Raw genomic sequence first — 18662 nt, 5'->3', positions numbered from 1 at the left:
ACCGCGCCCGCCGAGCCGCCGCTGGAGCCGCCGGCGACCCGCTCCAGGTTCCAGGGGTTGCGGGTCGGCCCGTACATCGCCGGCTCGGTGGAGATGCAGTAGCCGAACTCCGGCACGTTGGTCTTGCCGACCAGGATCATGCCGCCGGCCCTGGCGCGGCGCACCATCTCGCTGTCATGCGGGGCGACGGCCTGCGCCAGGAAGGTCAGGGAGTTGGAGGTGACCGTGCCCTCCGCCATCAGCAGCAGGTTCTTCATCAGCCAGGGCACGCCGGCCAGCGGCCCCTCCGGCAGCGGCTCGCGGGCCCGGGTCCGCGCCATCTCGAAATGCTCGATCGCCAGCGGGTGGACGGAGTTCTGCACCGTTTCCAGCCGCTCGATCACCTCGTCGACCAGTTCCAGGGCCGTCACCTGGCGGGTGCGCACCAGTTCCGCCAGGTCGAGCGCGTCGTAGCTGTCGAACTCGGGCATTGACATTGCGGCTTTCCCCCTGCGGCATGCGTCGGCACGTTTGTTTGGCGGTCATTCTGCGCGACACGGGGCCGTCCGGCCAGAGCTTACTGCGGGGTTGCCGCGGGGCCCGGCGCCGGCCGGCGGCTGCTGGGCGACAAGCGCCGGGAGGAAAGACATGGATGGCGATGGGGCATTGCTGCGGCTGACGCCGCAGGACGATGTGGCGGTGGCGCTGCGCCGGGTGGCGGAAGGCGCCGGGCTGGCGGTGGCCGGCGGCCCGCAGGGCGCGCGGGTGCGGGAGGCGATCGACAGCGGCCACAAGGTCGCCGTGCGCGACATCGCCGCCGGGCAACCGGTCCGCAAGTTCGGCCAGATCATCGGCTGGGCGACCGAAGCCATTCCCGCCGGCGCCCATGTCCATGTCCACAACTGCGCGATGGGCGCGCATGAAAGCGCGGATGCGATCGGCACCGACTACCGGCCGACGGAGATGGTGCCGGCGGCGGAGCGGGCGCAGTTCCTGGGTTTCCGCCGGGCGGACGGCCGCGCCGGAACCCGCAACATGATCGCCCTCTGCGCCACGGTGAACTGCGCGGCGACGGTGGTGCGCTACATCGCCGACGCGGTCGAGCGTTCCGGCATGCTGGACGATTACCCGGAGATCGACGGCATCGTCGCGCTGGGCCACGACACCGGCTGCGGCCTGACCCCGGGGCCGGGACTGGAAAACCTGGAGCGGGTGCTGTGGGGCCATGCCACCCATCCCAATGTCTGTGCCGCCCTGTTCGTCGGCCTGGGCTGCGAGGTGATGCAGATCGCCCGCCTGGCGCAGAAGTACGAGATGGGCGACCGCAGCCGCTTCCACGCCCTGACCATCCAGGAGAGCGGCGGCACCCGCCGCACGGTGGAGGCGGCGGTCGCCCGCATCCGCGAGATGCTGCCCGACCTTGCCGGCGCGCAGCGGCAGGCGGTGCCCGCCTCGGAACTGGTGGTGGCGCTGCAATGCGGCGGCTCCGACGGCTATTCCGGCATCACCGCCAACCCGGCCCTGGGCCGCGCCGCCGACCTGGTGGTGGCGCAGGGCGGCACCGCGATCCTGTCGGAGACGCCGGAGATCTACGGCGCGGAGCATCTGCTGGTGCGCCGCGCCGCCAGCGAGGCGGTGGGCCGCAAGCTGCTGGACCGCATCGCCTGGTGGGAGGGCTATACCGCCCGCAACGACGCGGAGATGAACAACAACCCGTCCCCGGGCAACAAGGCCGGCGGGCTGACCACGATCCTGGAGAAGTCGCTGGGCGCGGCGGCGAAGGGCGGCACCACCGGGCTGATGGACGTGCTGCTCTATGCGGAGCGGGTGAAGAGCCGCGGCTTCGTGTTCATGGACTCGCCCGGCTACGACCCCGCCTCGGTCACCGGGCAGATCGCCGCCGGCGCCAACATCGTCTGCTTCACCACGGGCCGCGGCTCCGCCTTCGGCTCGCGCCCCGCGCCGACCCTGAAGCTGGCCACCAATTCCGCGCTGTTCGAGAAGATGCGCGAGGACATGGACATCGACTGCGGCACCATCGCCACCGGCGGCACCACCGTTGCGCAGAAGGGGGCGGAGATCTTCGCCCGCATCCTGGAGGTGGCCTCCGGCGCGGAGACGAAGAGCGAGGCGCTGGGCTATGGCGGCTTCGAATACGTGCCCTGGCAGATCGGCGCGACGATGTAGACCTCAGTCGCCGGGACTCTGGGCGCTGCGGAGCTCCGCCAGGCCGCGGCGCTGGCGGCCGTCGGCATCGAAATTCGCCGGGTCCAGCCAGGCCTGGAAGGCCGCCTTGCGCGACGGCCAGTCGCCGTCGGTCATCGCGTACCAGGCGGTGTCGCGGTTGCGGCCCTTGTAGACCAGCGCCTGGCGGAACAGCCCCTCATAGGAAAAGCCCAGCCGCAGGGCGGCGCGGCGGGACGGCGCGTTCAGGCTGTCGCACTTCCATTCGAAACGGCGATAGCCGAGTTCGTCGAACACCCGCGCCATGAACAGGAACATCGCCTCGGTCGCGGCCGGGCGGCGCTGCAGCGCGGGCGCCAGGTGGATATGGCCGATCTCCACCACGCCCATCGCGGGATCGATCCGCATGAAGGCGGCCATGCCGGTGGCATGGCCGGATGCGGAATCGATGATTGTGTGGAACAGCGGGTCGTCCGCGGTGCAGCCGTCCAGCCAGCCGCGGAAAGCCGTCCGGCCGTCGAACGGGCCATAGCCCAGATAGGTCCAGTCGCTGCCGTCGACATCGGCGGCGAAGGCGTCGAACAGTTCGTCGCCATGCCGCGCCGGGTCCAGCGGCTCGATCCGGCAGAAGCGGCCGGCCATCGCCGTGCGCGGCGGCGGCGGACGGGGCTGCCAGTCGGGCAGGGCCGTGCCGACCGGCTGGCCGCGATCGTTCCGGCGCGGCGCCGCCGCCGTATCCATGTCCAGGTTCCGCTCTGGCGTCCCGGTCAGGCCGTCGTCACCGTGCCGAGGACCACCTTGGCCTGGACGTCGGTGAAGTTGGGGATGTCGCCCTGGGTCGCCGCGCCGTGCTTGGCCAGTGCCGCCTGCGCGGTCGCCGCGTCGTCGAACTGCAGCTCTGCCACGACCTGGTAGGGCGGCGTGCCCATCATGTCCATCGGCTGGTAGAAGCTGAGGCCGCGCAGACCCATCGGCCCCATCAGTTCCTGCACCAGCGGCAGGTGCTTGGAGGTGTAGTAGTCCATGTCGAACTTGCTGCCGGGATCGTTGGGGTACAAGACGTTGATGACGAACATGGGGCTCCCTCCGCGGTGCGGCGGGATGGCCCCGCCGGTTTTGCGAAGGGAGCGTAGTGCCGGTGCCGCCGCTTGGCCAGAGTTTGTCCCCAGATCCGGGCGACCCGCCGGACCGGCCGGTCAGAAGCGGATCACCTGCTCGGTCTGCCCGCTGCCGCCGACGGTCACGGTCTGCGTTTTGCTCTGCCCCTCGAAGGTCGCGGTGACCTCGTAACTGCCCTGCGGCAGGGCGGCCAGCAGCCAGGGCCCGTCGCAGCGGGCGTCGACCAGCACCTTGCCGTCCGGGCCGGCGATCTTCGTCGACACGTCGCCGAGATAGGCGCCGCCGGGTTCCGCGTAGACCATCTTCAGGGAGAAGTCCTTGGCCATGGTCTCGTCCTGGCCGGTGTCGCTGACGCCGGCGCACAGATGGGAGGTTTGCGCCAGCGCCGGTCCAGTCAGAGCCAGTCCAGTCAGGGCCGGTCCGGCAAGGGAAAGCGCCAGACTGCCCGCTGCGAGATAGGGAATGAGCCGCATCGCTCCGTCTCCGTCATCCGTTGGAGTCGACCTGTGGCCGGATAACGGGGGCCACGGCTTGGGGTTCCCGCGGACCGGGTCTCAGACAAAGCCGTGACGCCCGGGACATCGTCGCCGCGCTGCAGCAGCCGGATGGCGACATGGCTGCCGGCGATGCCGATGACGAGGACCTGTGTCGGCATGCTTGCCTACCTGTGTGCGGCGGCTATGGTTGCGGACGTTCTGACGATTTTCTTCAATATGTCAGAATGACAAAATTGGTCAAGAATGTCAGGAATCCGATGTCCGTTCCCCTTCACCTGCTCACCGCCGAAGCCCTGGCAGAGGCCTATCGCGCCGGCAGCCTGTCGCCTGTCGAAGCGACGGAGGCGGCGCTGTCCCGCATCGAGGCGTTGGACCCGGTCTACAATGCCTGGTGCCATGTGGACCGTCCGGCGGCGCTGGCTGCAGCCCGCGCGGCGGAGGCGCGCTGGCGTAACGGCACCATGCTGAGCCCGGTCGACGGCGTGCCGACGGGCATCAAGGACCTGATGCCCGCCGCCGGCTGGCCCTACCGGTCCGGCAGCCGCGCGACCGACCCGGCCCCGGTGGCAGAGGATGCGCCGCCGGTGGCGCGGATGCGCGAAGCCGGCGCCGTCTTCCTGGGCAAGACCACGACGCCGGAATTCGGCTGGAAGGGGGTGACCGACAGTCCGCTGACCGGCATCAGCCGCAATCCCTGGAACCCGGAGCGCACCTGCGGCGGCTCCTCCGGCGGTGCCGGTGCCGCGGCGGCGCTGGGCCAGGGCGCGCTGCACCTGGGTTCTGACGGTGCCGGGTCGATCCGCATGCCCTGCGGCTTCTGCGGCGTGCCGGGCATCAAGCAGACCTACGGCCTGGTCGGGAAATACCCGCCCAGCATCATGGGCAGCCTGTCCCATACCGGGCCGATGGCGCGCAGTACGATGGACCTTGCCCTGATGCTGGACGTGATTGCGCGGATGGATCCGCGCGATCCCTATGGCGTGCCGCGGCCGGTGGAAAGCTATGCGGCGGCGCTGCGCGGCGAGCCAGCGGAGCGGCCGCTGGCCGGTCTGCGCATCGCCTTCAGTCCCACCCTCGGCTATGCCCGCGTGACGCCCGACGTCGCCGCCGCGGTGGCGGCCGCCGTGCCGGTGCTGGCGGAGGCCGGCGCCGAGGTGGAGCAGGTGGAGCGGGTGTTCGACGATCCGCTGGAAATCCTGGCGGGCTTCTGGGGGCATGGCCTGTCGCAGCTGCTGGACAAGCTGGGGGCGGAGAAGTGGCCGCTGATGGAACCGCCGGTGGTGGCGATGGGGCAGGCCGCCCAAGCGCTCTCGGCGATGGACCTGGCACGCCTGACCGGCCGGCGGGAGGCGCTGTGCCGCGCGATGGGGGAGTTCCACGAGCATTATGACCTGCTGGTCACGCCGCAGCTGCCGCTGACCGCCTTTACCGCCGGCCTGGAATTCCCGGAAGGCAGCGGCATGCAGCGCTGGTGGGAATGGTCGCCCTTCACCTATCCGTTCAACCTGACCGGGCAGCCGGCCGCGACGGTGCCCTGCGGGCTGGCGCCGGACGGGTTGCCGGTCGCGCTGCAGATCGTCGGCGCGCGCTTCGCGGATCTCGACGTGCTGCGCGCCGCCCAGGCCTTCGAGCGGCGCCAGCCGTTCCGCATGCCCGATCCGAAAGCGGCATGACCACGGAACGGGAGGAGGGACGCGAAGGGGGCGGCCGGGGCGAGCGGCGGCGGCAGGTGCTGGAGGCGGCGATGACCGCCTTCGGCCTGTACGGCTTCCGCCGCACGTCCATGGCCGACATCGCCAGGGCCGCCGGACTGTCGCGGCCGGCCCTCTACCTGCAGTTCCGGAACAAGGAGGATATCTTCCGCTCCCTGTCGGAGGCGCTGCAGGCGCGTGCAGTGGACGCCGCCGCGGCCGGGTTGTCGCGGGAGGGGCCGTTCGAGGCGCGGCTTGCCGCCGGCCTGCTGGGCCGCGAACGGGTGCTGCTCGACATCCTGGCGGAATCGCCGCACGCGGCGGAGCTTCTGGACGTGAACGACAGCCTGGCGGACGATGTGACGCGGGCGGCGACCGCGCGTTTCCGCGACCTGCTCGCCCGGAGCCTCGCGGCGGCGGAGAGGGACGGCGAAACCCGCCTCGCCGCGCTGGGGCTGGCGCCGGAGCGGGTGGCGGAGATCCTGGTCGCCGCGCTGTCCGGCATGAAACAGCCGGGCGAGGCGCAGGCCGATACGGAAGCGCGGATCCGCGACCTCGTCACCCTGGCGGCGGGCGCGCTTGCGCGGCACGACGGGCCGTGAATCGTCCGCCATGTCGCATCAGGCGGCTTGGTTGTCGACACAGTGTCCCCAATGGGGGAACAATCAATCGATTGACTCTGTGAAGGATGGTGATACGTCGGAAGGAAGGTCGGCGCCATCCTCCGTCGGGGCTGTCCACGCGCGGCCGCCTGCGTCAGGCGGCCCGCATGCGCTTCCCCTGCATCCGCCCGGTCGGCGCGGCCGATGGCCGACCATCCGTTTTGGAAACGCCTGTCGAACAGTGCCGCCTGCACAATACGCCTGCACCGGGAAATCGGGCTGCGCGCGGTCGGCGAACGGGTCAGAAGGGGACGTCATGAAAGAGCTCAACCATCTGCATCACATCACCCTCTGCGTCGGCGACGCGCAGGAGGATTACGACTTCCATACCCAGGTGCTGGGGCTGCGCAGTGTGAAGAAGACGCTGCTCTATGACGGCCAGGTGCCGATCTACCACCTGTACTACGGCAATGCCGACGGCCAGCCGGGGTCCATCGTGACGACCTTCGCGATGCGCCATACCGGCATCAAGGGGCGACAGGGCACCAACCAGATCAAGACCCTGATGCTGGCGATCCCGGAAGGCTCGTCGCGCTTCTGGCTGGACCGCCTGCGCCAGCACGGCTTCGATGCGACGGAGGGCGAGCGCTTCGGCGAGAAGCGGGTGTCCTTCGTGCACCCGCACGGTATCCCCTATGTCCTGGTGGAGACGCCGTCGCAGGGCCGCCGCGCCTTCGAGGGCGCTGACGTGCCGAAGGATTCCGGCATCTACGGCATGCACGGGATCGAGGTGAATGTCCGCGACACCGACGTGATGGACGACTTCCTCACCGGCGCCTGGAGCAGCGACCGGGTGGCCGACGAGGCGGCGGTGAAGCGCTACCAGATGGGCAAGGGCGGCTCGTCGACCCATATCGACGTCGTCCGTGACCCGGACAGCCCGCAGGGCTCCTGGACCTTCGGTGAGGGCATCGTCCACCACTGCGCCTTCGACATCGACAGCCTGGAGAAGCAGGAACAGTACAAGCTGTTCGTCGAGGGCCTTGGCTACACCGATTTTTCCGACCGCAAGGACCGCGGCTATTTCGACAGCGTCTATGTCCGCACCCCGGGCGGCGCGCTGTTCGAGGCCGCCGTCACCAAGCCGAAGGCCTGGGCGGAGGACGAGGCGCCGGAGCATATCGGCGAGGACATCATGGTTTCCCCCCAGTTCTCCCATAAGAAGGAGGAAATCATCGCCATGCTGGGCCCAATCAAGTACTGATCCGGCAAGTACTGATCCGGCAAGTACTGATCCGGCAAGTACTGACCCGGCTTACTGACCTGGCCGCGCGGTCGCGATCGCGCCAGGCCATCCCGGACGGGCGCCCGTCCCGGCACCAGCGGCCGGAGCGGGCGCCCGTTTCGTTTCCGGGTTCCTTTTCGGGCGGTGCACGGGCTCCGCGGCGATGCGCAGGTTGCGGCAATGCATTCAGCCGCTAGGCTTCCGGCCGGAACCGAATGCCGGCGGCTGCGTTCTGCAGCGGTGCGATTGGCGGGGATCCGGGAAGAACGGAGCGGAACGTGACGGGGCGGTGGCAGCAGATCTGCGGAAGGCCAGGGAGGGCCGGCCTGGGCTGCGTCCTGGCGCTGGCAGGGGGCGTGTCCATCTGTGCCGGTGCGCCCGCGGCGGAGGCGGCGGAGGTCCGCCCGGCGGATGTCCGCACAGTCGGTGTCCGTGCCCCGGCGGTGGAAGCGCCCGCGCCACCGGCTCCGACCGACCAGGCGCCGGTGCCGCCGGAGCCCGTGCCGGCAGCGCGAGCGGAGGGCGACGGGCCTGCGGTCTTCGACAAGGCGGACCCGCCGCCGGCCAGGGCCGAGGTGCCGGTCGCCCAGGAAGGCGAGCGCGACCATGATCGCGGAACCCTGTCGCTGATCTGGGAGAACGACGTCTTCGCAGGCACCGACCGCAACTACACCAACGGCCTTCGCATGTCCTACGTCTCCGCCCCGGTGGACGGGCTGGGCGACTGGCATCGCGGCATCGCCGGGTTCGTGCTGGGAGCGGAAGGAGTCGACGAGGTGCGCTACGGCCTCGCCATCGGCCAGAGCATCTTCACGCCGGAGGATATCGAGGCGCGCCAGCCTCTGCCGGACCAGCATCCCTATGCCGGCTGGCTCTACGGCGAATATTCCATCTTCGCCCAGCGCGCCGACCGGCTGCGCCTGGCGGCCCTGCAGGTCGGCATGGTCGGCCCCAGCGCGGGGGCGGAAACGGTGCAGAACGACGTGCACGACCTGATCGGCGTGGCCGAGGCGAATGGCTGGGACAACCAGCTCCACGACGAACTCGCCTTCTCCGTCATGTTCGAACAGCGCGATCGGGCCTGGCTGACGCGCCGGGTACTGGGGCCGGAACTGGACCTGACCCCGCATTACGGCTTCAGCCTGGGCACCCTGCAGACGCAGGCCAAGGCCGGCCTGACGGTGCGCTTCGGCGAGGACCTGCGCAACGACTACGGGCCGCCGCGGATCCGCCCGGCCGTCGGCGGCAGCGGCTTCTTCGAGGCGGTGGACGGCTTCGGCTGGTACCTGTTCGGCGCAGTGGAGGGGCGCGCGGTGGCGCGCAACATCTTCCTGGACGGCAACACCTTCCAGGACAGCGCGAGCGTGACGAAGCGGCCGCTGGTGGCGGACTTCCAGGGCGGGCTCGTCCTGACCTTCGGCGCCACCCAGCTGTCCTACACGATCGTCACCCGCACCAAGGAGTTCGAGACCCAGAGCGAGCCGCAGATCTTCGGCTCGGTCAGCCTGGCGGTGAAGTTCTGACCTTCCCGCGCCGGATCAGCCCTTGTCGGGAATGCCCTTGAAGGCGTCTTCCCCCCAGAGGTCCTCGATGCGGCCGTCGCGGCCGCAGCGCCAGCGGTAGAACTCGTACTGCAACGGGTTCTTCCGGTAATAGTCCTGGTGATAGTCCTCGGCTGCGTAGAACGGTCCCGCCGGCTCGATGCTGGTGGCGATCGGCGCCTCCAGCCGGGCCGCGACCTCCGCCTTCGACGCCTCCGCCGCTTCGCGCTGTGCCTCGCCATCGACGAAGACGGCCGTCGTGTAGGACTGCCCGCGGTCGCAGAACTGGCCGCCCGCGTCGGTCGGGTCGACCGAATGCCAGAACACCGTCAGCAGCTCCGGATAGCTGACCCGGGACGGGTCGTAGCTGACCTTCACCGCCTCGCGATGGCCGGTGCCGCCGGCGGTGACCTGCCGGTAGCCGGGATCGGCGACATGCCCGCCGGTATAGCCGGACAGGGTCTCCAGCACGCCGGGGACCTGGTCGAAATCGGATTCCACGCACCAGAAGCAGCCGCCGGCGAACACCGCGGTCGCCCGCTCCTGTGCGGTGGCAGCGCCCGCTGAGAGGGCGAGGCTGGCGACGAGGATGGCGGCGGCGGCGCCGCACGCAAATGGCCGGATCATCGATCCCTCCCACTCTGGCGCATCGGCCCGACCTCCCTGCGGCGGCACAGCGGGCCGTCGATGATGGAACCCATCCTGCGCGGAGGGGTTTCACCATGTCTGAGCCCGGCGGCAGCGGTTGTCGAGGCACAATCCAGTGAGCGGTTGCATCGCCGCACGGGGGACAGGGCCACACGGGGGACAGGGGCCGCACGGGAGACAGGAGGATTTCGATCCTTCCGCGGAAGACGCTGACCCTTACCGGATCGAATTCCACAGGGTTCCAGCAGAAAACTGAGCCAGCGAAAGATGCCGGCCAAGAATATTGCGCTGCAATATTCAAAATGCGCAGAATAGAGTTTCGATTTTAGTAAGTCACAACTTTGAAATAATAAAATACGGCACACACCCTTTACACATTTCAGCGCATCACGTATGGTCCCGGCACTGTCTACAAAGTGGGGAATTTGTAATGTCGAATTCAACGAAAGAACAAGAGGTCAATGAGGAAGCCGTTCACAACATTACGTCGGCGCATGATCTCTCTGGAAATGTCGATGAATTGTCGGCGCATTACTCGGACTGGGCAGGTACGTACGACGATGACGTGTCCTCGCACGGCTATACCGGCCCCGCCTATATCGCGAAGCTCGGCGCCAAGCTGCTGAAGGGCATGGCCGACCGCAATCCGGGCACTGCGAAGAAGGACGTCCGTATCCTGGACGCCGGCTGCGGCACCGGCCTGGTCGGCGTCGAGCTCGAGAAGCTGGGCTTTCCCAAGATCTATGGCTGCGACCTGTCGCAGGAGATGGTCGACAAGGCGGAAGGCACCGGCACCTACTGCGAGCTGCATGGCGACATCAATCTCGAGGAACCGGTGACCTGCTTCGGTGCGACCCGGTTCGACGCGATCCTGAGCTGCGGCGTCTTCACCCTCGGCCATGTGCCGCCGGAGGCGCTGCTGAACCTCGTCCCGCTGCTCAGCGAGGATGGCGTGATCGTGCTGTCGACCCGGCAGCGCTACACCAGCGAGCACAAGTTCGAGGAATGGTGTCGCGACCAGGAGAAGAAGGGCACCCTGACCCTGGACGAGGTGATCATCGGCGCGCCTTACATCTCCGACGAGCAGGCGGACTACTGGATCGTCCGGCCGCCGGCGGCAGCCAAGAGCGCCAAGAAGGTCGCCTGAACGAACCAGAACTGTTGGATATGACTGAAACGACGCAGAAGAAGGCCGCCGGGCATGTCCCGGCGGCCGATGGCGCCGCCGCCGTGGAGGCCGCGGCGCCGGCCGAAATCCCGGTGGTGGATATCGGCCCGCTGCTGGACGGCAGCGATCCGATGACGCCGGCGCGGGCCATCCATGCCGCGTTCCGCGATGTCGGCTTCATGTATATCAAGAACCACGGCATTGCGGAGGCGGAGCGGCAGGGCATGCTGGACCGGGCGGCGGAGTTCTTCGCCATGCCCGACGCGGTCAAGCAGGCCCTGCATATCGAGCGCAGCGGCCGCACCCTGCGCGGCTATATCCCGCTGTCGGGGGAGAATCTGGACCCCGGGGTCAATGTCGACCTGAAGGAAGCCTACGACCTGGGGGCGGAGGAGCCGGACGCCGACCTGCCGTTCTTCGGTCCCAATCCCTGGCCCCAGGGCTGGGAAGACGGCAAGCGGGATGTGCTCGCCTATCACGAGAAGATGGTCGACCTGACCCGCCATCTGTTCCGCGGCGTCGCCCTGGGGCTGGGCCTCGATGCCGACCATTTCGCGCCGATCCTGCGCCACCCGATCACCGTGCTGCGGCTGCAGCACTATCCGCCGCAGGAACCGGACCCGGAGCCCGGCACCACCGGCTGCGGCGCGCATACCGACTATGGCAGCCTGACGATCCTGGGGCAGGACGATATCGGCGGCCTGCAGGTGCGTGCCAAGACCGGCGAATGGATCGATGTGCCGCCCCTGCCGGGCACCTTCATCGTCAATATCGGCGACCTGATGGAGGTCCTGACCAACGGGATCTACACCGCGACCCTGCACCGGGTGATCAACACCCACGGGCTGCGCCGCTATTCCTACCCGTTCTTTATGGACAGCGACTATGACGCGCTGATCGAGCCGATCGACGGCCTGGCCGATGCGGGCGACCGGCCGAAGGGTCGCTCCGTCACCTGTGGCGACCACAAGTTCTCGAAATATCTCGCCACCTTCCCGCATCTGCAGGAAGCGGCCGACTAGCCGGGTCCTGTCCGACCTGCCCGCCCTGTCCGTCGGCAGCCTATCATTGTAGGCTGCCGCGGACGGTATTGGCGGGAGGCCAGGACATGAGCGAGACCGGACAGCAGCCGGCGGAACCGATCCTCTACCTGAACGGCAGCTACAGGCCGCTCAGCCAGGCGGGGATCTCGCCGCTCGACCAGGGCTTCCTGCTGGGCGACGGCATCTTCGACGTGGTGTCCGCCTGGCAGGGGCGGCTGTTCAAGCTGGACCAGCATCTGGACCGCTTCTTCGACTCCCTGCAGGCGACCCGGCTGCCATCGCCGCTGAGCCGCGAGGAGTGGCAGGCCGCGATCATCGAGACCTGCCGCCGCAACAACCTGCGCGATGCCAGCATCCGCTTCATCGTCACCCGCGGCGTGCCGCAGCAGATCGTCGCGGATCCGCGCGACTGCGTGCCGACCGTGCTGATCTGGGCGGCGCCCTACATCTTCCTGGCGGACGAGGCCGGCCGCCGGAACGGCATCCGCCTGATGATCAGCCATCTGCGCGGCTTCGGCCCGCAGAACCTGGACCCGCGCTACAAATGCCTCGACCGGCTGCATTTCCAGCTCGCCAAGATGGAGGCGATGGCCGCCGGCTATGACGACGTGGTCTGGCTGGACGATCGCGGCCATGTGGCGGAGGGGCCGGCGTCGAACCTGTTCGCGGTGAAGGGCGGCACCCTGTACACGCCGGGCGAGGCGATCCTGCGCGGCATCACCCGCGCAACCATCCTGGAACTGGCGGCGGAACTGGGCATCCCGGTGCGGGAGGCGAACCTGACCGCCTTCGACCTGTACAGCGCCGACGAGGTCTTCACCACCTCCACCGCCGGCGGGGTGCTGCCGGTGCGGGAGGTCTCCGCACGACCCCTGAGGGGACCTGTGCCGGGGCCGCTCTCCCGCCGGCTGGACGAGGCCTATTGGGAGATGCGCGCCAGCGGCCGCCACGGCACGGAGATCGACCCCTAGCCGGGGTTGCCGTGCATCAGCGCAGCCGCGATGCCGCCGCCAGGCTGAGCGCGACGAAGGCGGCAGAGGCCGCCAGGCAGCCGGCCAGGCCGAGGGCCTGGTAGCTCAGTCCCGACAGCAGGGTGCCGACCAGCCGCCCCGCGGCATTCGACATGTAGTAGAAGCCGACATCCATGGTCACCCGCTCCGCCCGGCTGAAGGCCAGGATCAGGAAGGAGTGCAGCGCGGAGTTCACCGCGAACAGGGCGCCGAACAGCAGCAGCCCGGCCACCAGGATGCCGGTGGTCAGCAGCGGGAAGGACGGTGTCGCCAGCACGGTCGCGGCCAGCAGCGCCGGCAGTGCGGCCAGTGCGGCCCCCCAGCGCAGGACGGCGCGCCGCTCCTTGCGGATGGCCCCCGGCTGGTCCTGGCCCGGCTCGTCCTGTGCCGCCTCGGCCGCGAGGTTCAGCAGCCGCGGCGTGGCCGCCTGCACGGCGCCATAGCCGATGATCCACAGCGCCATGAAGCCGCCGACCAGCATGAAGGCCTCGCGCCTTCCCTCCGTGCCGCCATCCGACAGCACCTCGTAGAAGTAGATCGGCACCCCGACCACGAACCAGATGTCGCGGGCGCCGAACAGGAACAGGCGGGCGGCCGATAGCCAGTTGACGTTGGCGGATTTCGACAGGATCTCCCGGAACGGCACCTTGCCGCGCCCGGCCGGCAGGCCCGGTGGCATCGCGATCATGCAGCCGAGGCAGGTCAGGCCGAGCAGGGCCGCCATGCCGTAGAGCGACGCCTCGAAGCCGGCCAGCGCCAGCAGCAGCGCGCCGGCCAGGAAGCCCAGGCCCTTCACTGCATTCTTCGACCCGGTCAGCAGCGCCACCCAGCGGAACAGGCGGCCGCGCGCCCCGTCGGGCACCAGCAGGCGCACGGCGCTCTTGGCGCTGGTCTTGGTCAGGTCCTTGGCGATGCCGGCCGCCCCCTGCACCGCCATCACGAACAGCACGGAGGCGGTCACCGGCCAGTCCGCCTGCAGCTGCGCCAGCGCCAGCAGCGCCGCGACCTGGGTGGCGAGCCCGGCATAGAGGGTCAGGGTCAGGCCGAAGCGGGCGGCGATCCAGCCGGCCGCCAGGTTGGTGATCATGCCCAGGAATTCGTAGAGCAGGAACAGGTAGGCGAGCTGGATCGGGTCGTAGCCCAGGCTGTGGAAATGCAGCAGCACCAGCATCCGCAAGGTGCCGTCGGTCAGCATCAGCGCCCAGTAGGCGCCGGTGACGGTGGCATAGGCGCCCAGGCCGGAGGCGGCGGAAGCGGCGCCGGTCCCGCCCTCAGGCGTGGTCATGGCGACGTATCCCGTGCCGCGGCCACCATCGCCAGGATGTCCGCCATGCGGCAGACATAGCCCCATTCGTTGTCGTACCAGGCATAGACCTTCAGCTGCCGGCGGTTCACCACCATCGTGCAGGGGCCGTCGACGATCGCCGAGCGCGGATCGTCCAGATAGTCGGCGGAGACCAGCGGCCGCGCCTCGAAGCCCAGGATGCCGCGCAGCGGGCCCTCCGCGGCTTCGTTGAAGGCGGCGTTGACCTCTGCCTCCGTCGTGTCGCGTGCCAGTTCGAAGACGCAGTCGGTCAGGCTGGCGTTGAGCTGCGGCACCCGCACGGCATGGCCGTTCAGCCGGCCCGCCAGCTCCGGATAGATCAGGCCGATCGCCGTCGCCGAGCCGGTGGTGGTCGGGATCAGGGAGGTCAGGGCGGAGCGGGCGCGGCGCAGGTCCTTGTGCGGCCGGTCCACCAGGGTCTGGGTGTTGGTGACGTCGTGGATGGTGGTGATCGAGCCGTGGACGATGCCGAAGCGCTCGTGCACCACCTTGACCACCGGCGCCAGGCAGTTGGTGGTGCAGCTTGCCGCCGTGAGCAGGTGGTGACGCGCCGGATCGTAGAGCTCGTGGTTGACCCCGTAGACGATGTTCAGCGCCGCCGTCTCCTTCACCGGGGCGGAGACCAGCACCGTCTCCACCCCGCGGTCGAAATAGGGGGCCAGCCGCGCCGCGCTCTTGAAGCGGCCGCTGCAATCGACCGCCAGGTCGATGCCGCATCCGGCGAGATCCAGCTCCTCCAGCCGGTCGACCTGCTGCAGCCGGATCCGATGGCCGTCCACTTCAAGGTCTCCGTCCTGCGCGGCGACCGGCTGTCGCCAGCGGCCGTGGACGCTGTCGAACTCCAGCAGGAAGGCGGCGGTCTCGGCATCCGCGTCCGGCTCGTTGACCAGCGCGACCCGGTCCCCCAGTCCGGTATCGAACAGGCGCCGCAGCAGCAGCTTGCCCATCCGGCCGAGGCCGTTCACCGCGACGCGCATGATGGACCTCTCCGTAGCTTCAGGCCGGCAGCCGGTCGCCGGCCGGCGCCTGTGCCGTGCCGATCTCGTCCAGGCGCCGCTGCAGCGACAGCCGGTCGAGGGAGGCCAGCGGTAGGCTGGTGAAGATCGAGATCCGGTTGAACAGGCCGCGATAGGCTTCGGCGAAGGCGAGCCGGCGCTCCGTCTCGCTGCCCGCCACCTGCACCGGGTCGGGCAGGCCCCAATGGGCGGTCATCGGCTGACCCGGCCAGACCGGGCAGGCCTCGTTCGCCGCCTGGTCGCAGACGGTGAAGACGAAATCGAGCCGCGGGGCATCGGCCGCGGCGAATTCGTCCCAGCTCTTGGTGCGCAGCCCGCCGGTCGGGTAGTTCAGCCTGCGCAACAGGTCCATCGCGAAGGCATGCGGCTCGCCGCGCGGCATGCTGCCGGCGGAGAAGCCTTGGAAACGGCCCTGGCCGACCCGGTTCAGGATCGCTTCCGCCATCAGCGAACGGGCGGAATTGCCGGTGCACAGGAACAGAACGTTGAGGATCCAGTCCTCGCCTTTGTTGTCGGTCGACATCTCTCTCTCCTCCTCCGGCGCCGGCCATGGCTGCCGTCGCAAAGCCCGGACCTCCAGCGGGTCGCACAGGTCCGGCCGCCCCTTGCAGCAATCCGCCACCAGGAAACGGACCAGGTGCCGCGCCTCTTCCGCCACCACCCGGTAGCGGATCGACCGGCCCTGCCGCTCCGCGGCGATCAGCCCGGCATGGGACAGCTGGGCGAGCTGCTGCGACAGGGTGTTCGCCCGCACCCCCAGCGCCGCCGCGATCTCTCCCGCCGGCACATCGCCGGGCGCTCGCCGCACCAGCAGGCGAAAGATCGCCAGCCGTGTGGGATGCGCCAGGGCGGCAAGGGCCGTCACTTCTTTCAATTCCATAATTCATGAATATCAGAAATATTAGATCCTGACTATCGCAAATGTCACCCGCGCTGGCATGCCGCTTGCGTTACCCTGGCCGGACAGGACAAGTGTGGTACAGGCAGAAGAGCCAATGACTTACGCTAGGAATGGCGGAACATGCGGGCAGCGCTTCCGGGCCCGATGAGAGCGCAGGCGCAGCACGACCGGAAAGGATATTGCCGCCGTCAGCCAGCCGCGATGTCCGTGGCTGTCCAGGCGGCCCTGGGATTGCTGGCGGTGCTTTGCCTGCTGGCGGCGACGGCACAGGCGCGCGTGGTCGCGCAGACGCCGCCGCTGCAGGTCAGCGTGCAGCTGAAATGGACCCACCAGTTCCAGTTCGCCGGGCTCTATGCCGCACTGGCGCAGGGCTATTACCGCGATGCCGGGCTGGAGGTCGGGCTGCTGCCCGGCGGGCCGCAGGTCGACCCCGTGCAGACGGTGGTGCTGGGCCGTGCCGAATTCGGCATCGGCAATTCCTCCCTGCTGATCGACCGGGCGGCGGGCAAGCCGATCCAGGTGGTGGCGCCGATCCTGCAGCACTCCCCCTTCGTGATCCTGGCCCGCCGCGAGTCGGGGCTGGAGACGGTGCGCGACCTGCCCGGCCATGTCCTGGGGCTGGAGGAACATGCCGCGGAATGCCTGGCCTATCTGCACCGCTCCGGGGTCGACATCGACCGGGTGAAGATGGTGCCGCATCCCGGCAACGTGCTGGCGGTGGCGGACGGGCGGATCGACGCCATCTCCGCCTACACCACCACCGAGCCCTACGACCTGATCCAGGCCCAGGTCTCCTACCAGGTGTTCAGTCCGCGGGAGGTCGGCATCGACTTCTACGGCGACACCCTGTTCGTGAACGAGGCCTTCGCGGCCGAGAACCCGGAGGCGGTGCGCGCCTTCCGCGATGCGACGATCCGCGGCTGGCACTATGCCCTGGCGCATACCTCCGAGGTGATCGACCTGATCCTGCGGGACTATGCGCCGCAGCTGAACCACCTGAAGCTCGGCTTCGAGGCGGAGGAGATCAAGCGGCTGATGCTGATCGACATCGTCGATATCGGCTATTCCAGCCCAACCCGCTGGCACCACATCGCCCAGGTCTTCGCCGAGGCCGGCATGATGCCCGCCGACTACCCGCTGGACGGCTTCGTCTTCGAGAACGACCTGCAGCCGGACCAGGACTGGCTGTACCTGACCCTGGCGGCGGTGCTGGCGGTGCTGCTCCTGGTTTCCCTGGTGGCGCACCGCTTCTACCGCTTCAGCCGTGCCCTGCGGCGGGAGCTGGAGGCACGACGGGCGCTGGAGGCGGAACTCAGCGCCCTGGCGCGGACGGACGAGCTGACCCGCCTGCCGAACCGCCGCAGCTTCTTCGAGCGGGCGGAAGCGATGCTGCGCGAGGCGCAGGACGCCGGCCGCGCCTTCTCGATCGTCGCCTTCGACATCGACCGCTTCAAGGCGATCAACGACACCTGGGGCCATGCCGCCGGCGACCGCGCCCTGGAGGCGGTGGCCGATGCCTGCCTGGCCTATGCGCCGGAGGATGCGATCCTGGCCCGCATCGGCGGCGAGGAATTCGCCGTGGCGCTGCCGGGCCGGGGCGCGCGCGATGCCGCCGCGGTGGCGGAGCGGATGCGGGCCGCCGTCGCACAGCTGCGTGGCGCCTGGGCGGCGGCGCCGGATATGTCCCTGACGGCCAGCTTCGGCGTCGGCGCCACCACCGGCGGCAGCAGCCTGGACGGCCTGATCTCGATCGCGGATGCGGCGATGTACGTGGCCAAGCGGGCAGGGGGCGACCGGGTCAGCGTGATGCCGGAGGACGCCGCGCTCAGCGGCGCATAGGCCGGCGATGCGCGCCCTGCTGTCGCTTCTTCTGGCGCTGGCCCTGTGGCCGGCGATCGCCGCAACGGCCGGTGCCGCGCCGTTGGCGGAGCAGGCGCTCGCCGCGGTGAATGCCGACCGGCAGGCCGCGGGCCTGCCGCCCCTGGCGCTGTCCGAACGGCTGAACCGCACGGCGCAGGTCCATGCCGACGACATGGCCAGCCGAAACTATTTCGACCATGCCTCGCCGGAAGGGGAGACGGCGAAGGAACGCTTCCTGGCCGCCGGCGGCTCGCCCTGGCTGGCGGTGGCGGAGAACCTGGCCCACTGCCAGGGCTGCGCCGGCGAGGTCGGTGCCGCGCGCATAGCGCGGCTGCAGGCCGGCTGGATGGCCAGCACCGACCATCGGCGGAACCTGCTGGGCGCGGCGTTCGAGCGGTTCGGCTTCGGGATCGCGCGGGACGGCGCGGACGGGCTCTATGCGGTGCAGGTCTTTGCCGGCCCCGGCGCGCCGTTGGACAGCGGCGTGGGCGGCGGCGAGACGCCGGCCCAGGCCGTGCCGCCGGCCGTGGCCGCGGACCTCGTTGCCGACCGGATCGGCACGGCGCGGCGGGCGGTGGGGCGCACGCCGCTGGCGGCCTCGGAGGTTCTGGCCGAAACCGCGATGGCGCTGCTGCCGGCGGGCGGCGCGCCGCTCGCCCTGCCCGCGGACAGCATCGCCGCCCTGCCGGCCGCGGCGCGCGGCGACTGGGCGCGGATCGTGGTGCTGGGCGCGGCCTGCGGCGCCTGCGGCCGGGCGGTCACCGATGCCGACCTGCGGGCCTTCGCCGAGCGCT

The 18662-nt window shown here is 69.6% G+C and carries 18 protein-coding genes; 10 read left to right on the top strand and 8 right to left on the bottom strand.

Annotation, left to right across the window (positions count from 1 at the left end; genetic code table 11):
- Positions 1-476, bottom strand: a 476-nt coding sequence (locus ACFOGJ_RS27740; protein WP_379906538.1) for an amidase family protein, incomplete at its 3' end; no start/stop codon positions are given.
- 151 nt (positions 477-627) lie between these two features.
- Here ACFOGJ_RS27740 and ACFOGJ_RS27735 point away from each other — a divergent pair.
- Positions 628-2166 carry a UxaA family hydrolase gene (locus tag ACFOGJ_RS27735; protein ID WP_379906537.1) on the top strand — a complete coding sequence of 513 codons (1539 nt, stop codon included), beginning with the start codon at positions 628-630 and terminating at the stop codon, positions 2164-2166.
- Positions 2167-2169: 3 nt separating this feature from the next.
- Here the strand turns inward: ACFOGJ_RS27735 and ACFOGJ_RS27730 are convergent, their stop codons facing one another.
- From ACFOGJ_RS27730 to ACFOGJ_RS27720, 3 genes are all read right to left on the bottom strand, one after another.
- Complete coding sequence (locus ACFOGJ_RS27730; protein WP_379906536.1) at positions 2170-2904, bottom strand: GNAT family N-acetyltransferase; 735 nt, start codon at positions 2902-2904, stop codon at positions 2170-2172.
- A 26-nt stretch (positions 2905-2930) separates the two neighbouring features.
- On the bottom strand, positions 2931-3239 hold the full coding sequence (locus tag ACFOGJ_RS27725) for an EthD family reductase (protein ID WP_379906535.1): 309 nt from the start codon (positions 3237-3239) through the stop codon (positions 2931-2933).
- 120 nt (positions 3240-3359) lie between these two features.
- The gene (locus ACFOGJ_RS27720; RefSeq protein ID WP_379906534.1) at positions 3360-3755 is read right to left on the bottom strand and encodes a hypothetical protein; all 396 of its coding nucleotides are present in this window, start codon (positions 3753-3755) and stop codon (positions 3360-3362) included.
- Between the two features lie 281 nt (positions 3756-4036).
- Between ACFOGJ_RS27720 and ACFOGJ_RS27715 the strand changes: the two genes are divergently transcribed.
- The 4 genes from ACFOGJ_RS27715 to ACFOGJ_RS27700 all read left to right on the top strand — a co-directional run bounded on the left by ACFOGJ_RS27715 (position 4037) and on the right by ACFOGJ_RS27700 (position 8880).
- A complete protein-coding gene (locus ACFOGJ_RS27715; RefSeq protein ID WP_379906533.1) occupies positions 4037-5452 on the top strand; it encodes an amidase in 1416 nt (471 codons plus the stop codon).
- Entirely contained in the window at positions 5449-6072 is a 624-nt protein-coding gene (locus ACFOGJ_RS27710) for a TetR/AcrR family transcriptional regulator (protein ID WP_379906532.1), read from the top strand. The genes ACFOGJ_RS27715 and ACFOGJ_RS27710 overlap by 4 nt, the downstream gene beginning before the upstream one ends.
- Before the next feature lie 316 nt (positions 6073-6388).
- Entirely contained in the window at positions 6389-7336 is a 948-nt protein-coding gene (locus tag ACFOGJ_RS27705) for a VOC family protein (RefSeq protein ID WP_379906531.1), read from the top strand.
- 377 nt (positions 7337-7713) lie between these two features.
- The gene (locus ACFOGJ_RS27700) at positions 7714-8880 is read left to right on the top strand and encodes a lipid A deacylase LpxR family protein (protein WP_379906530.1); all 1167 of its coding nucleotides are present in this window, start codon (positions 7714-7716) and stop codon (positions 8878-8880) included.
- A 15-nt stretch (positions 8881-8895) separates the two neighbouring features.
- On the opposite strand, the gene msrA is transcribed toward ACFOGJ_RS27700, so the two are convergent.
- Positions 8896-9525 (bottom strand): peptide-methionine (S)-S-oxide reductase MsrA, encoded by a 630-nt coding sequence (msrA, locus tag ACFOGJ_RS27695; RefSeq protein WP_379906529.1) that lies wholly within the window; start codon positions 9523-9525, stop codon positions 8896-8898.
- A 541-nt stretch (positions 9526-10066) separates the two neighbouring features.
- Here msrA and ACFOGJ_RS27690 point away from each other — a divergent pair.
- From ACFOGJ_RS27690 to ACFOGJ_RS27680, 3 genes are all read left to right on the top strand, one after another.
- Complete coding sequence (locus tag ACFOGJ_RS27690) at positions 10067-10693, top strand: class I SAM-dependent DNA methyltransferase (protein ID WP_379906528.1); 627 nt, start codon at positions 10067-10069, stop codon at positions 10691-10693.
- 20 nt (positions 10694-10713) lie between these two features.
- Complete coding sequence (locus tag ACFOGJ_RS27685; RefSeq protein WP_379906527.1) at positions 10714-11736, top strand: isopenicillin N synthase family dioxygenase; 1023 nt, start codon at positions 10714-10716, stop codon at positions 11734-11736.
- An 86-nt stretch (positions 11737-11822) separates the two neighbouring features.
- Positions 11823-12728, top strand: coding sequence for an aminotransferase class IV (locus ACFOGJ_RS27680; protein ID WP_379906526.1), 906 nt, complete (start codon positions 11823-11825; stop codon positions 12726-12728).
- A gap of 16 nt (positions 12729-12744) precedes the next feature.
- Here the strand turns inward: ACFOGJ_RS27680 and arsJ are convergent, their stop codons facing one another.
- Genes arsJ through ACFOGJ_RS27665 form a run of 3 tightly spaced genes read right to left on the bottom strand, consistent with a single transcriptional unit; the run spans position 12745 to position 15987 of the window.
- The gene (arsJ, locus tag ACFOGJ_RS27675) at positions 12745-14052 is read right to left on the bottom strand and encodes an organoarsenical effux MFS transporter ArsJ (protein ID WP_379906525.1); all 1308 of its coding nucleotides are present in this window, start codon (positions 14050-14052) and stop codon (positions 12745-12747) included.
- A complete protein-coding gene (locus tag ACFOGJ_RS27670; RefSeq protein WP_379906524.1) occupies positions 14049-15068 on the bottom strand; it encodes an ArsJ-associated glyceraldehyde-3-phosphate dehydrogenase in 1020 nt (339 codons plus the stop codon). The genes arsJ and ACFOGJ_RS27670 overlap by 4 nt, the downstream gene beginning before the upstream one ends.
- Before the next feature lie 19 nt (positions 15069-15087).
- Positions 15088-15987 (bottom strand): metalloregulator ArsR/SmtB family transcription factor, encoded by a 900-nt coding sequence (locus ACFOGJ_RS27665; RefSeq protein ID WP_379906523.1) that lies wholly within the window; start codon positions 15985-15987, stop codon positions 15088-15090.
- 222 nt (positions 15988-16209) lie between these two features.
- Here ACFOGJ_RS27665 and ACFOGJ_RS27660 point away from each other — a divergent pair, with 222 nt between their 5' ends.
- Positions 16210-17847, top strand: coding sequence for a GGDEF domain-containing protein (locus ACFOGJ_RS27660; protein ID WP_379906522.1), 1638 nt, complete (start codon positions 16210-16212; stop codon positions 17845-17847).
- Between the two features lie 7 nt (positions 17848-17854).
- On the top strand, positions 17855-18662 hold an 808-nt coding region (locus ACFOGJ_RS27655), incomplete at its 3' end, for a CAP domain-containing protein (RefSeq protein WP_379906521.1).

The sequence above is a fragment of the Marinibaculum pumilum genome (assembly GCF_042646425.1).
GTDB classification, from domain to species: domain Bacteria; phylum Pseudomonadota; class Alphaproteobacteria; order Ferrovibrionales; family Ferrovibrionaceae; genus Marinibaculum; species Marinibaculum pumilum.
This window is presented reverse-complemented; position numbering and strand designations above follow the sequence as displayed.